The 13,229-nt window shown below is 69.7% G+C and carries 14 protein-coding genes and 1 pseudogene; 5 read left to right on the top strand and 10 right to left on the bottom strand.

Annotation, left to right across the window (positions count from 1 at the left end; genetic code table 11):
* Nucleotides 1-94 precede the first annotated feature (94 nt).
* The 3 genes from VS93_RS00570 to VS93_RS00560 form a co-directional block, all read right to left on the bottom strand.
* On the bottom strand, nucleotides 95-343 hold the full coding sequence (locus VS93_RS00570) for a hypothetical protein (RefSeq protein ID WP_156184629.1): 249 nt from the start codon (nucleotides 341-343) through the stop codon (nucleotides 95-97).
* Between the two features lie 3 nt (nucleotides 344-346).
* Nucleotides 347-1,162 carry a nucleotidyltransferase family protein gene (locus VS93_RS26560; protein ID WP_052745433.1) on the bottom strand — a complete coding sequence of 272 codons (816 nt, stop codon included), beginning with the start codon at nucleotides 1,160-1,162 and terminating at the stop codon, nucleotides 347-349.
* 105 nt (nucleotides 1,163-1,267) lie between these two features.
* Entirely contained in the window at nucleotides 1,268-2,035 is a 768-nt protein-coding gene (locus VS93_RS00560; RefSeq protein ID WP_046468054.1) for an EI24 domain-containing protein, read from the bottom strand.
* A 156-nt stretch (nucleotides 2,036-2,191) separates the two neighbouring features.
* Here VS93_RS00560 and VS93_RS00555 point away from each other — a divergent pair, with 156 nt between their 5' ends.
* Nucleotides 2,192-2,770 carry a hypothetical protein gene (locus tag VS93_RS00555; RefSeq protein WP_046468053.1) on the top strand — a complete coding sequence of 193 codons (579 nt, stop codon included), beginning with the start codon at nucleotides 2,192-2,194 and terminating at the stop codon, nucleotides 2,768-2,770.
* A 53-nt stretch (nucleotides 2,771-2,823) separates the two neighbouring features.
* Here VS93_RS00555 and cydC read toward each other — a convergent pair.
* The 5 genes and pseudogenes from cydC to VS93_RS00530 all read right to left on the bottom strand — a co-directional run bounded on the left by cydC (nucleotide 2,824) and on the right by VS93_RS00530 (nucleotide 9,798).
* Nucleotides 2,824-4,610: pseudogene (cydC, locus tag VS93_RS00550) on the bottom strand (thiol reductant ABC exporter subunit CydC).
* The gene (cydD, locus tag VS93_RS00545) at nucleotides 4,607-6,457 is read right to left on the bottom strand and encodes a thiol reductant ABC exporter subunit CydD (protein WP_046468052.1); all 1,851 of its coding nucleotides are present in this window, start codon (nucleotides 6,455-6,457) and stop codon (nucleotides 4,607-4,609) included. Before cydD ends, cydC begins: the two are co-directional and overlap by 4 nt.
* 29 nt (nucleotides 6,458-6,486) lie before the next feature.
* Nucleotides 6,487-7,533, bottom strand: coding sequence for a cytochrome d ubiquinol oxidase subunit II (gene cydB / locus VS93_RS00540; protein WP_046468051.1), 1,047 nt, complete (start codon nucleotides 7,531-7,533; stop codon nucleotides 6,487-6,489).
* A 12-nt stretch (nucleotides 7,534-7,545) separates the two neighbouring features.
* A complete protein-coding gene (locus VS93_RS00535; protein WP_046468050.1) occupies nucleotides 7,546-8,985 on the bottom strand; it encodes a cytochrome ubiquinol oxidase subunit I in 1,440 nt (479 codons plus the stop codon).
* 144 nt (nucleotides 8,986-9,129) lie between these two features.
* Entirely contained in the window at nucleotides 9,130-9,798 is a 669-nt protein-coding gene (locus VS93_RS00530) for a DUF305 domain-containing protein (RefSeq protein ID WP_046468049.1), read from the bottom strand.
* Between the two features lie 98 nt (nucleotides 9,799-9,896).
* Between VS93_RS00530 and VS93_RS00525 the strand changes: the two genes are divergently transcribed.
* Nucleotides 9,897-10,538, top strand: coding sequence for a DUF3105 domain-containing protein (locus tag VS93_RS00525; protein ID WP_046468138.1), 642 nt, complete (start codon nucleotides 9,897-9,899; stop codon nucleotides 10,536-10,538).
* Between the two features lie 9 nt (nucleotides 10,539-10,547).
* Here VS93_RS00525 and VS93_RS00520 read toward each other — a convergent pair whose 3' ends face one another.
* Together VS93_RS00520 and VS93_RS00515 are read right to left on the bottom strand one after the other, a co-directional pair.
* Nucleotides 10,548-11,006: a DUF3515 domain-containing protein gene (locus tag VS93_RS00520; RefSeq protein WP_046468048.1), complete on the bottom strand. Its 459-nt coding sequence runs from the start codon at nucleotides 11,004-11,006 to the stop codon at nucleotides 10,548-10,550.
* 21 nt (nucleotides 11,007-11,027) lie between these two features.
* Nucleotides 11,028-11,258 carry an Lrp/AsnC ligand binding domain-containing protein gene (locus tag VS93_RS00515; protein WP_046468047.1) on the bottom strand — a complete coding sequence of 77 codons (231 nt, stop codon included), beginning with the start codon at nucleotides 11,256-11,258 and terminating at the stop codon, nucleotides 11,028-11,030.
* A gap of 96 nt (nucleotides 11,259-11,354) precedes the next feature.
* Between VS93_RS00515 and VS93_RS00510 the strand changes: the two genes are divergently transcribed.
* The 3 genes from VS93_RS00510 (at nucleotide 11,355) to VS93_RS32785 (ending at nucleotide 13,169) form a co-directional block, all read left to right on the top strand.
* Nucleotides 11,355-12,314 carry a thiamine-phosphate kinase gene (locus VS93_RS00510; protein WP_156184628.1) on the top strand — a complete coding sequence of 320 codons (960 nt, stop codon included), beginning with the start codon at nucleotides 11,355-11,357 and terminating at the stop codon, nucleotides 12,312-12,314.
* 181 nt (nucleotides 12,315-12,495) lie between these two features.
* Nucleotides 12,496-12,996: a cellulose-binding protein gene (locus tag VS93_RS00505; protein WP_338022654.1), complete on the top strand. Its 501-nt coding sequence runs from the start codon at nucleotides 12,496-12,498 to the stop codon at nucleotides 12,994-12,996.
* Nucleotides 12,993-13,169, top strand: a complete 177-nt coding sequence (locus VS93_RS32785) for a hypothetical protein (protein ID WP_338022653.1) — start codon at nucleotides 12,993-12,995, stop codon at nucleotides 13,167-13,169. The genes VS93_RS00505 and VS93_RS32785 overlap by 4 nt, the downstream gene beginning before the upstream one ends.
* Nucleotides 13,170-13,229: the final 60 nt, after the last annotated feature.

Here is a 13,229-nt window from a genome sequence, read left to right as displayed (position 1 = left end):
AAACAGCGGGCGCGGCCTGGTTTCGGTTGGATGCGCTTTCTGGTGGGTGGGCTGGCCAGACCACCCACCAACGACTGAACGCGGCCTGCGCCTTTCAGGCGGTCGCGGCGCGTACCGACGCGGAGAACCGGTCGATGAGCTGATCCATCGTGTAGAAGTACCGTCCGTGGGTGCGGAGGAGATCGTCGCGGGACCGGGCACCGAGCACGATGACCTCGACATCACGGCCCTGGTGGTCCGCTTCGGCGGCGAAGCGCGCTTCCATCGCCTCGCGGGCATCGCTGAACTCCTCCTCACGGAGGATCTCGCCTCGCGTGCGGTCATAGACCAGCAGGAAGTTCACCACCTAGCCACCATACCTTCCGCGTAGTGCTCGGACCAGGCTCGCAAAACCATCCTGGAAGCTTCGCAGTGTCCACTGGATCTCGGCTTCCGCGCGAGCGATGTCGGCGCGGTTATCATCCGCACACCGCCTGTGCTCGTGCTGAGTGATCAAGCGCGAGAGGTTCTGCAGGCTGTCGCCGGCTGCTCTGCTGACTCCGGCCTGGCTCTCCTCCTCGATCACGCGTGTCTCGGTCCGGCCGGCGAGGAGCCACCTTTCGTTCGCGCCGTCGTGCATCACCACATGAGAGGGTTCCTCCCCATAGCGGACGCCGCGCCCTACCACGTCGGCGTACCTCTCGAAGGTTTCCGCCCATTCGTGTTGTAGGCGGGTGCGGAGCTGGATCTCAACCGGAATGCCGTATGGGTAGGCGATTACGTGCAGTGTCCGATAGCCATGGCTCGGGTTGTGCCGCCGGTCAATGAGTCGTGCCTCTTTCGGGGCGTTGGAGAACAACTCCAGAATACGGTCGGCGAGTGCGTCCTGTTCTATGAGGCTCATGTCACAGACCAGTCGCATGCCGGCGAGATCCTGAACATCGCGGAGCCAACGCCCACCCCCTCTAGCCAGTTTCTCAAGGATGGTGTCCTTGGTTTTGGTGCGGTAGGTGGGTTCAAGACCGAGGTTGGTGGACACCCGCTCGACCGTCTCCAACAGCAGGTCCGAGTAGACCAGCAGGAGTTCGTTGAGAGCGGCGATATCCTCGGCCGCTGGAGTCTCCGCGTGGATCAGTCTTCGGCCAAGCTCGCCGATCTGGTTTTTTGACAGGGGGAGCCGCACGGGATATTTCTAGCAGCCCTGTGCCCCCAAACCATCAATTCTGAGGAATTCCCTGCGGTTCCGTGTGGTGGATGTGGCGATACTGATCGCCGAGGGCCTGTGGCGTCAGTGTGCGGGCTGCGCCGGCGGCAGCAGTTGCCGGGCCAGGATGGTGCCGCCCGCGGCAGCGGCCGGGAACACCGCGACGGCCACGAACGGGATGGCCAGCAGCAGGTAGCAGGGGACGGCGAAGCCCAGCGTCCGGACCCGGCGAGTGGCCATGTGGCGGCGGCGGTCGCACAGTCGGCGCATGCCGCGCCGGTCGAAGGCCGCGCCGACCAGTTCGGTACCGAGCAGCCAGCCGCCGACGAGCACCGCCACGACCGGCACCAGGGTCTGCCCGACCAGCGGGAGGAACCCGGCCAAAAACAGCAGGACCGTCACCGCCACCGAGATCAGCACCAGGGTCAGCGACTGCCGGATCCCGCGCGCGATCGACGCGGCGAACGGCTCATCGGCCTCGGGCGGGGCGTCGCCCAGCTCGTGCTCGACCTCCTCGGCGATCTTGTCGTAGAGCGGGGCGCCCAGGGCGAGGGTGATCCCGGTGAAGCCGACGACCATGACGAGCACCGAACCGGCCACGACCGCGAGTCCCAGGGCAACGCGCAGTGCGGTGCTCCACTCCGGGGCCCACCCGTCGGCGAACGGCGTCATCCACGCGGCGATGTCGTCGATGTTCACCAGCAGTGCGATGAGCGCCGCCAGGAACAGTACCGACGTGACGAGCGGGGGGAGGGCCCCGAGCAGGAACAGTTTCGGCCGCCGCAGCACGGTGGCGAAGCCGCGCAGCAGCACAGCAGTGCCGCCGAAGGCTTCGGTAACGGGATTACTCACGCTGACCGACGATAGCGGCTCCCGGACCCCGGTCGGCTCTTCCGGTAACCGGACACGTCGGATTGGATTGCCCGCATGCGTACTGGTACCGCACCCCTTGCCGGAGGGGCCCGCAAAAGACCGTCTGCGTCGTCCAGGCGGCTACGGCCCTCTGCCGTGCTGCTGGTCCTCTTCCTCAGCGCGCCCGCGCTGGGCGGATGCCAGAATCCGCACCAGCGCTATGTGCAGCGACAGGTGGATGCCTACGAGGGAGAGTTCGCCGTTCTGGACGGCGGTGGGTGGGAACCACAGGACCTCATCGTCAGCGGTGGGGAGACCAGGGAGCACGTAAGGATCACCTACGCGGACGGCGCCGACCGACGCGTGGTAGTCGAGTCGGGCGAGTCCTTCACCGGTTACCTCGGATGCGACCCGGATTCTCCCCCTCCTTCCGACCCTTCTCCTGACTACTACGTCTGCGCATGGGAAGGTGATCTCGTGGTGACGCGGATAGTGACGGAAGAAGCGGCGAGGAACGTGGGAGTGGAGGCGGGGGAGGCTTTCGAAGTTCGTGCTGATCTCTCCGGCAGGACGAACGCCAACGTCATCCGGTCCCCCCGGGAGGGCTCCGAAAGCCCGCAGAACAGCACCGTCGACCTGGTGGAGGTGGGCGGGTACCTGCGCCAGGCCGCCCAGGAGGACCGTGAGGAGCTCATCGAGACCGTTGCCGAGGTCATGGCCGAGGCCACGCCCTGATCCGCTCTCTGGGACGGGGCAGCCTCAGCTCCGGTGAAACCGTTCCGCCGGGGTCACGCCCCGGAATCCCACGACCCCCGCACCGCGGCGTCGCGGTACCAGCCGTCCTGGGCGAGCAGGTCGGCGTGGGTTCCCCGTTGCAGGATCCGGCCTTCGGAGAGCACGTGGATTTCGTCCACCTGCTCCAGCCCGGTCAGGTCGTGCGTGATCAGCAGCGTGGAGTACCCCTCGGCGGCCGCGAGCAGGTCGGTGATCACCTCGTCGCGGGTGTCCGGATCGAGGTGGGCCGTCGGTTCGTCCAGCACCAGGATCCGGGGTGCGGCGAGCAGTGCGCGGGCCAGCGCGAGGCGCTGCCGCATGCCGCCGCTCAGCCGCATGCCGTGCGCGCCCACCTCCGTGTCCAGACCCGCGGGCATCGCCGCCACCTCGTGGTCCAGCCGGGCGCGCCGCAGCGCCTCCCAGAGGTCCTCGTCGGAACAGGACGGGGCGGCGAGCCGCAGGTTCTCCCGGAGCGTGCTGGTGAAGATGTGCGGGTCCTGCGGAACACCGGTGATGAACCGCCGCGCCTCGTCCGCCGGGTACGCGGCGATGTGGGTGCCGCCGAGCTCGACCGTTCCGGACTCGGGGTCGCGGAAACGCAGCAGCACGGAGGCGAGCGTGCTCTTCCCGGCGCCGCTGGGCCCCAACACGGCGACGGTCCGGCTCGGGGCAACGTCGATGTCCACGCCGTCCAGCGCCCGTGGCTCGTCCGGGCCGTAGCGGACCCGCAGCGAGCGCACGCGCAGCCCGGTGCCGTCCGGCTCCAGCGGTCCCGGCTCGGTCGGCGGTGCGGTCATCGGCGGTGTGTCCAGCACGTCGAACAGCCGCTCGCCGCTCGCGCGCAGCGAGCCCAGGCGCGCCGCCACCGCGGGGAGGGGCGCCACGATCTCGAAGGCGGCGAGTGTGGTCAGCACGAGCACCGCGAGGGAGATCGCGCCGAGCGCGCCGCCCTCGACCGCGGCCACTCCCAGCAGCAGCGCCGCCCACACGGTCACGCCGGTGATCAGGGTGGTCGCTCCGGCGCCGAACCCGAGCAGCGTCGCGTCGCGCTGGGCGACGCGGGTCAGTTCGTCGTCGGCCTGCTCGACTCGCCGCACGGCGCGGTCCATGGCGCCGTAGGCGACCAGGTCGGGAGCGCCGTAGAGGGTGTCCACCAGCGACGTGGCGAGCTCGCCGCGGACCGCGGCCTGGCGCCGGCCGGGCCCCCTGCCGAGCACGGCCGCCGCGAAGGGGACGGCCAGGCCCGCGAGCAGCAGTCCGGCCCCCAGCACCAGCCCGCCCGGAAGGAACAGCAAGGTGCAGAACGCGACCGCGGCTCCGCCGGTCAGCAGCGCGGCCAGCGGCGGGGTCAACCCCCGGATGAGCAGGTCCTGCGTGGCGTCGGTGTCGCTGACCAGCCGGGAGACCAGGTCACCGGAACGGAATTTGCGAACAGGTTCCGTGCGCGCCAGCCGCTCGTAGACGCGGACCCGGACATCGGCCAGCGTGCGGAACGCGGCGTCGTGCGTCACCAGCCGCTCCAGGTAGCGGGCGACGCCGCGGGAGATCCCCAGGGCGCGGGTGGCCACCACAGCGATGCTCAGCGCCGTGATGGCGGGTGCTCGGCGGCCTTGGCCAGCAGCCACGCGGCCACCGCCAGCAGCGCGACCCCGGAACCGGTCGCGGCGGCACCGAGGAGGACCCCCAGGGCGAAGCGCGTACCGCGCGGCCACGCCAGCGCGATCATGCGCCGGAGCGGATCGCGTGCGCGCCCCGCGGGGTCGGCAGGGGCCGGCGAGGGCGTGGCGGGCGCCCGGGTCATGAAGGCACCTCCGTTGTGGTCCGGCCGGCCTCGACCCGCACGACCTCGTCCGCGAGGTCGGCCCATCCGGTGTCGTGCGCGACGATGATGCCGGTGCGCCCCCGCACCAGCCGTGCGGCGGCGGTCCGGATCGCCGCGGCGTTCTCCGGGTCCAGGTGGGCCGTCGGCTCGTCGAGCAGCACGATCGGCGCATCGCGCAGGAACGCGCGGGCCAGTGCGATCCGCTGGCGCTGCCCGGCCGAGAGCCGGGTCCCGCGCTCGCCGATGCGGGTGTCGTAGCTCTCGGGGAGTGCGCGGATGAACGCGTCGGCCTCCGCCCGCGCGGCGGCGCGCCGGACGGCTTCGAGGCTCGCCTCCGGATCCCCCAACCGGATGTTGCCGGCGACGCTGTCGTCGAAGAGGTAGGGGTGCTGCGGCACCCAGGCGATCCGGCGCCGCCATTCGTCGGGCGGGATCGCCGAGAGCGGCACCCACCCGTCCGCGCCGGTCGGGCCCTCCGGCGGGCCTTCCCCGCCCGCTTCAGTGGTGCCGCCGGCCGCCGGTTCCGGGATCTCCTGGACCAGGATCCGCCCGGAGGTGGGTTCGGTGAACCGCAGCAGCAGCGACAGTATCGAGCTCTTGCCGGATCCGCTGGGTCCGGTGAGCAGCAGGCTCCGCCCCGGTTCGACGAGCAGTGCCGCGTCGCGCAGCGCCGGGGCCTCGCGGTCCGGGTAGACGAGTCCCACGCCGTCCAGGCGGATCCGCGGCGCCCTGTGGGCGCCGATCGGTACCGGAGTGGTCGGGTCCTCGCCGCGTTCCCCGGGGCGGGCGCGCGCCTCCTCGGCCCGCTCATCGAGGACGCGGAACACCTGCTCCGCCACCGCGACCCCTTCCATGCTGGCGTGGAAGCGGGCGCCCACCTCCCGCAGCGGCAGGTAGGCCTCGGGGGCCAGGATCAGCACCAGCAGCGCGGTCTCGTAGTCCAGTATCCCGTACATCAGCCGGATGCCGATCTCCACCGCGACCAGCGCCACCGCGAGGGTGGCGAGCAGCTCCAGGACGAACGCCGAGAGGAACGCGATACGCAGCGTCGACATGGTGGTGCGCCGGTGCTCGTCGGTGATCCGGCGGATGATGGCCGCCTGGGCCTTGGCGCGGCGGAAGACCGCGAGGGTGGGCAGCCCCTCGACCACGTCGAGGAAGTGCCCGCCGAGGCGGTTGAGCAGCCGCCACTGGCGCTGCGTGCGGGCCTGGGTGTGCCGGCCGACCAGTGCCATGAAGATCGGGATCAGCGGCAGCGTCACCGCGATTATGATCCCCGAGATCCAGTCGGCCCTGGTGACGACGACGAGTACCGAGATGGGGACGAGCACCGCCAGCACCAGCTGCGGGAGATACCGGGCGAAGTAGTCATCCAGCGCGTCCAGGCCACGTGTGGCGAGAGTGACCAGTTCACCGGCGCGCGGGGTGCCCGTCCCCTGATCGGAGCCGGTCTGCCCTGACAACCAGACCGCTCCGCGTCCCGGACTCTCCGGGAGACCTTCCTCCTCGGCCGCCCGAGTGCCCGTCACATGGGCGAGCAGCCTGCGGCGGAGCTGGGATTTCGCCCGTGCCGCGGAGCGCAGGGCCGCTGTCTCGGCCCCGTAGGCGAGCACCCCCCGGGCGATCGCGACCCCGGCGACGGCCGTGATCGCCCACGACAGTTCGTCCAATCCCATCCCGCGGGTGGCCCCGGCGATGACGTGCGCCAGCAGCCAGGCTTGCGCGAGCACGAGGACGGTGATCGCCACGCCGCTGAGCACCGTGACGACCAGATGTACCCGTACCGCCTGTGCGGTGCGCACCAGTCGCGGATCAAGGGGCTTCATCCGAAAAAGTCGTCCCTCCTCGGTGGGCACTAGTGGACGCTCGGCGGCGGGCCGGCCTCGGCGCCGCCGCCGTAGGAGGGAGTCGGCTCGATGTGCTCCCGGGTGACGCGCCTGCGGAACACCCAGTAGCTCCAGGCCTGGTAACCGAGGACGAGCGGGAGGAAGACCACCGCCAGCCACGTCATGACGGTGAGCGTATACGGGGCGGACGCGGCGTTGCGGATCGTCAGGCTGTGGGCGGGGTCCGTCGTCGACGGCAGCACGTCGGGGAACAGCGACCCGAACAGGGTGGTGGAGACCGCGCCGACGGTGACCGCCGTGGCGGCGAAGGACCAGCCCTCCCGGCGCTTCGCCGCGAGCACGACGCCGGCGACCAGCCCGAGGGCGGCGATGGCCACGATCGGCGCCGTCCACGGCGCCCCGTGCGCGGCCTGCGTCCACACCAGGAACACCACGGTGGTGGGGATCGCGACGGCGGCCGTGGCGGCGACCGAGGCGCGGGCGCGGGCCCGGACCTCGCCCCCGGTCTTCAAGGTGAGGAACACCGCGCCGTGCAGGGCGAACAGGGACAGTGTCATCACCCCGCCCAGCATGGCGTACGGGGTGAACAGGTCGAACAGGCTGGCGGTGACGATGTGGTCGGCGTCCATGGCCAGCCCGCGCACCAGGTTGGCGAAGATGACGCCCCACAGCAGGGCGGGGATCGCGCTGCCGTAGAAGATGGCCCGGTCCCACCAGGAGCGCCAGCGGTCGGTGTCGCCCTTGCCGCGGTACTCGAAGGCCAGCCCGCGCACGATCAGCGCCAGCAGGATGAGGAACACGGGCAGGTAGAAACCGCTGAGCATGGAGGCGTACCAGGCGGGGAACGCGGCGAACGTCGCGCCGACCGCGGTGATCACCCACACCTCGTTACCATCCCAGACCGGCCCGATCGAGTTGATCATGACGCGCCGGTCGGTGTCGTCCCTGCCGATCACCGGAAGCAGCATCCCGACGCCGAAGTCGAAGCCTTCGAGGACGAAGTAGCCGGTCCACAGCACCGCGATGGCGAGGAACCAGATGAGTACGAGATCCATGGTGGTCGGCTCCTAGTAGACGAACGCCGGAACAGGACTGTCGCTGCCGTCCTCGCCGTCGTCCTCCTTGGCGGGGACCACGTGCGAGGGGCCTGCCTTGACGTAGCGCCACAGCAACCATCCCTCGACGACGGCCAGTGCTCCGTAGATCGCTGTGAACAGGCTGAGGGTGAACGCCACCTCGGCGAGGCTCACCCCGGGCGAGACGCTCTCCGCGGTGAGCAGTACCCCGTGCACCGTCCAGGGCTGGCGGCCCATCTCGGTCAGGAACCAGCCGAGGATGTTGGCGAGCAGCGCCGAGGGGAGCGCCAGCATCGTGGCGTAGTAGAACCAGCGGGTCTCGGGGAGCCGCTTCCGGCGTGTCAGCCACAGCCCGAGGACCGCCACCGCGACACCGGCCAGCCCGAGCCCGATCATCAGCCGGAACGACCAGTACAAGGCGAAGATGTTGGGGGTGTAGTCCCCGGGGCCGTAGGCCTCCTCGTACTGTGCCTGGAGGTCGTTGATGCCCTCGACGGTCCCGCCGAACTCCCCGGTCGCCAGGAAGCTCAGCACGTAGGGGATGTTCAGGTCGACGACGTTCTCCCGGGCCTCGGTGTCGCCGACCGCGAACATCGAGAACTCCGCCGCGTCCTCGGTGTTCCACAGCGCCTCGGCGCCGGCGAGCTTCATCGGCTCGTACTGCGCGGCCAGCTTGGCCTGGTGGTCGCCGGAGAAGACGACGAGGACGCCGGCGATCAGGGTGACGATCAGGCCGGCCCGCAGCGTCTTGCGGAACAGTTCGTGCTCCCCGTTGGGCAGGGGGCCCTCCTGCCCCGCCGTCCTGCCCCGCCACAGCTTGAAGGCGCTCACCGCGGCCACGAACAGCCCGGCGGTGATGAAGGACGCGCTGAGCACGTGCAGGTAGGTCGACCAGGCCTGGGCGTTGCTGAGCACCGCCCAGATGCTCGTGAGTTCGGCGCGCCCGGTGGTCTCGTTGACCTGGTAGCCGACCGGGTGCCGCATCCAGGCGTTCGCGGCGAGGATGAAGTAGGCGGAGAGGTTGCTGCCGACCGCGACCGCCCAGATGCACCCGAGGTGCACCTTCCGGGGCAGCCGGTCCCAGCCGAAGATCCACAGTCCGATGAACGTGGACTCCAGGAAGAACGCCAGCAGCGCCTCCATGGCCAGCGGTGCGCCGAACACGTCGCCCACGAACGTCGAGTACTCGCTCCAGTTCATGCCGAACTGGAACTCCTGCACGATCCCGGTGACCACTCCCATGGCGAAGTTGATCAGGAAGAGCTTCCCGAAGAACTTGGTCGCCTGCAGGTACTCGTGCCTGCCGGTCCGGTACCAGGCGGTCTGGAAGGCGGCGACGATGAGCGAAAGGCCGATCGTCAGCGGCACGAACAGGAAGTGGTAGACGGTCGTGATCCCGAACTGCCACCGTGCGAGGTCCAGTGCCTCCATGCTCGCCTCTCCAGCCGCCCGACAACGCGTAGTACTACAAACTGTAGTTCTACAGCGTGTAGTAAGTCGAGCGGGGCAGGAGAGGCGTACATCACCGGCGCGGCAGGGGATGCGGGCATCCGCCGCGATGGCGGAGGGAGGGCGTCAGTCGATCTCGACCGGGTCGGCGCCGCGCTCCTCCAGCATGTCCTGCATCAGCTCGATCTCACTCTGCTGCGCCTCCGCCATGCCCGACGCCAGGCGAACGACTTTCGGCTCCTCCGCCAGCACCGCCGCGGCCTCGGCCATATCGATGCCGCCTACGTGGTGCCCCACCATCGCCTCAAGGAAGATGATCTCGGCCTCGCGGTCCTCGGCGTCCCGCAGCTCGGCCATGGTCTCGTCGGAGACCCACCCCGGCATCGTCTCGGGGACCTCGCCGCCCCCGTGGCCCCCGTGCCCCTCCATCCAGGTCATCGGCGGTTCCGGGCCGCGGGCGCCGAGCTCCCACCGGGCCAGCCACCCCTGCATCCGCCCGATCTGGGCCTGCTGGGTGCGCGTGATGTCCGCGGCGACCGCGGAGAGCCGCGGCTCGTCCGTCTTCTCCAGGATGATCAGCGACATGTCCACCGCCTGCGAGTGGTGCGCGCTCATGTCCCGCAGGAAACCGGCCTCGGCGCTGTTGTCCAGCGGGACGGTGGGGCGCCCCAGCAGATAGCCCGCCCCCAGGGCGACCACGATGAGTACGGCTACGATCCATAGGGGAGTGGAGCGGGTGAGGACGGGTCGGGCGGTCGGGACCTCTTCCGTCCCATTGGTGTATTCCTGTCCCATGGGAACCAATCCTGGTCGAATAGACGTTCTCCACGCGCGTGTAAGAGCATAGGAAAGCTTTTTCGTTCCGTGGGCTATGAGTGACGACGGGAGACGCGGTGGGCAAGACCTCAGCGGAGCAGCGGCGCAACAAGGCCGAGGAGAGACGCACCCAACGCATCAAGGAGGCGCGCAGGCGCAAGGTGCTCAAGATCGTGGCCGGCGTCGCGGCCGTGGTGCTGGTCGTCGGAGGGATCGCCTACCTGTGGTACCGCGACTACGACCGCCGCAACATCGACGGGCTCGCGGAGTACGATACCGCCCGGGGGCACGTGACCGAGCGGGTCGACTACGAGCAGTCGCCTCCGGTGGGTGGGGAGCACTTCGCCACGTGGCAGGACTGCGACGTCTACTCCGAGCCGCTCCTCAACGAGTTCGCGGTGCACTCCATGGAGCACGGCGCGGTGTGGATCGCCTACGAGCCCGGCCTCGACGACCAGCAGGTCGAGCAGCTTGAGGCGCGCCATACACCCGGCAGCTTCGTGCTGGTCAGCCCGTACGAAGGCGACATGCCCGCCCCCATCGTCGCTTCGGCGTGGGGTAAGCAGCTTCCGCTCCAGGACGCGGGCGACGAGCGTCTCGACCAGTTCCTCCAGGTCCACGAGCGGAGTTCGGACGTCCCCGAACCGGACGGGGCCTGTTCCGGCGGTGTTCCCCTCAGCGAGAAGGAGGCCGAGAAGGAGATCGACGGTCTCGGGTGAACCGGGCGCTCAGAGCTTCCCCCCGGGCAGCGCCGGGATGTTCTCGTTGATCAGGTCGCTGATCTCCACCAGACCTTCGGCGGGCGCCCCGTAGGCGGGCGGAATGGACATCTCGACGTAGGCCTCGTGTCCCACGGCGGTGTACAGGTTCGGCTCGTCCGGGGGCTCCGGCAGCCAGGCGACGTCGTTCACCACCATGAGCTCCGAGTCCGGCCGCAGCGCGTCCGGGCGGTCCACTCCGCAGCGCAGCGCGATCACGGGATCGCCCCACGCCGCGACGAGGTCGGAGCCGGGCTCCGAGACCTCGGCCTCGCCGAACAGCGTGCGGGGAACGTCATCCACCAGCGTGCGGCACAACTCGGCCGCCTGCTCTCCCGGCGTCGGCTCTGGCACCTGGACGTCGGTCGCGGTGCACCCCGCCATCAGTGTCACTCCGGCCAGCAGTCCGCCTATCGCCGAACGTCGCATCAGGGTCGAAGCTCCTATGCCTCAGATGTTCACGATCGGGCACGTGAGCGTTCGCGCGATTCCCCGTAGCCGCTGGATCCTCGCCACCACCAGGCGTCCGAGGGCGTCGACGTCATCGGCCTGTGCCCGCACGATTACATCGTAGGGCCCCGTGACATCGTCGGCCTGGATCACTCCGTCGATCGCGGAGATCTCCTTCGCGACGTCCGTGGTCCGGCCGACTTCGGTCTGGATCAAGATGTATGCCTGCACCGTGAAACCCCTTTTGGAGAACTTGCGTGATCGTCGCCGACCGATGAGCGCGGGTCTAGACCACTGCGCCGAAATCGTCACCGTACCCTGAGGGCTGTGTTGCAGACCATTGGGGACCTGGGTGAGTTTGGGCTGATCGCGCGTGTTACGGCCAGATTCCCCGGTACAGACAACGTAATCCTCGGACCGGGCGATGACGCCGCGATCGTCGGAGCCCCTGACGGGCGTGTGGTCGCCACGACCGACGTGCTCGTCGAGGGGCGGCATTTCCGCCGCGAATGGTCGTCTCCGAGTGAGGTGGGGCACAAGGCCGCCGCCCAGAACTTCGCCGACATCGCCGCCATGGGGGCCCGCCCGACCGCTCTGCTGATCGGTCTGGCCGCCCCTCCCGAGCTTCCGGTCTCCTGGGTCGACGCGTTCGCCGACGGCATCAGGGACGAATGCGCGGCCGCGGGCGGATCCGTGGCCGGCGGGGACACCGTCGCCTCCGACACCCTGACGATCGCGATCACCGCTCTGGGGGATCTGGCCGGGCAGCGCGCGGTCCGGCGGGACGGGGCGCGGCCGGGGGACATCGTCGCCGTGACCGGGAACCTCGGACTCTCCGCGGCCGGGCTGGAACTCCTCGGCGCGGGGCTCGACCGGCCGCGGAAATGCCTGGAGGAACACCTCCGGCCGCGCCCGCCCTACGCACAGGGGCCGGCGGCGGCCGGGCTCGGGGCGACGTCGATGCTCGACATCAGTGACGGCCTGGTACAAGACCTTGGGCACATCTCGCGCGCCAGCGGGGTGGTGATCGATCTGAACCCCGACACGCTGATCCCCGTTCCCGAACTATATGAGGCAGTGGAAAGGCTGGCCGAGTTCCGGAAGCCGGTACGCGACCCCGTCGACTTCATGCTCGGGGGAGGCGAAGATCACGCTCTCGCGGCGACCTTCCCGCCCGACGTGGCGCTTCCCCTGGAGTGGAGCCGGATCGGGACCGTCGCGGCGGGGACCGGAGTCACGGTTGACGGTTCGACCGTGCCCGCGGGCGGATGGGACCATTTCGGATGATCCAGAATTGGTGGAGTGGACAGCCAACACTCACCGGCGCAGTGAGAGAGAATCGGTCTTACGGGGTAAATCACGCTAAGCTGCTGACGCGCATCGGACATTGTCGTCGGAGATCGGACCCACGATGACGGCGGGGCGGAGAACAACGCCATCGCACACGAAGCGTGACGGAGGGCGGAGTATGGGGCGGCATGACGGACCCGGGGGCGACCGGCGCGGCGCGCACCGGGCCGAGCCGAAGAACTCCGGAACTCTGGGAAACGTCGGGCAGGTACTCGGGAGCACCGTGCCCCGGCGCGTCGAACCGCCGCGCCTGCTGTCCGTACTGCTGGTTTCCGGGGTCGCGCTGGGCCTCCTGCTGTTCGCGTACAGCACCACCCAGATCTACCTGCGCTTCAACGAGCCGCCCGCGGAACAGCAGGGGGCGGGGGCGGTGCCCTCTCCCGGAGAGGAAGAGTCCGAGTCGCCGTCGCCCCAGGAGACACCGGATCAGCAGACCGACCCCGGGAACTCCTCCCAGCCCGGTGGGGAGGGCGGGAGTCCGGCGGGTCTCGCCACGGTCTCCTACGAGGTACTCGACTCCACCGACAGCGCCTTCAGCGGACAGATCACCGTCACCAACACCTCCCGCGGCGCACTGGCGGACTGGGAACTCGTCCTGGCTTCGCCAACGCGCAGGTGACCTCCCTCAGGAATGCCAATTGGGAGTCCACGGAGGGCGGCATCGTCGCGCGCCACCCCCCGGGGACGGACCCGCTCGCTCCGGGAGAGGCGGCCACCATCGACTTCACCGCGGAGGGGCCCGCCCAGACCCCTGACAGTTGCTCGCTGAACGGCGACGCCTGCTCCCTGTGACCCGTCCCATCGGTGCGGTCGGCGGCGGAGACCGCGGATTCCCGCGGTGTGAACGCGCAA

This window comes from Allosalinactinospora lopnorensis, from assembly GCF_000981225.1.
GTDB classification, from domain to species: domain Bacteria; phylum Actinomycetota; class Actinomycetes; order Streptosporangiales; family Streptosporangiaceae; genus Allosalinactinospora; species Allosalinactinospora lopnorensis.
This window is presented reverse-complemented; position numbering and strand designations above follow the sequence as displayed.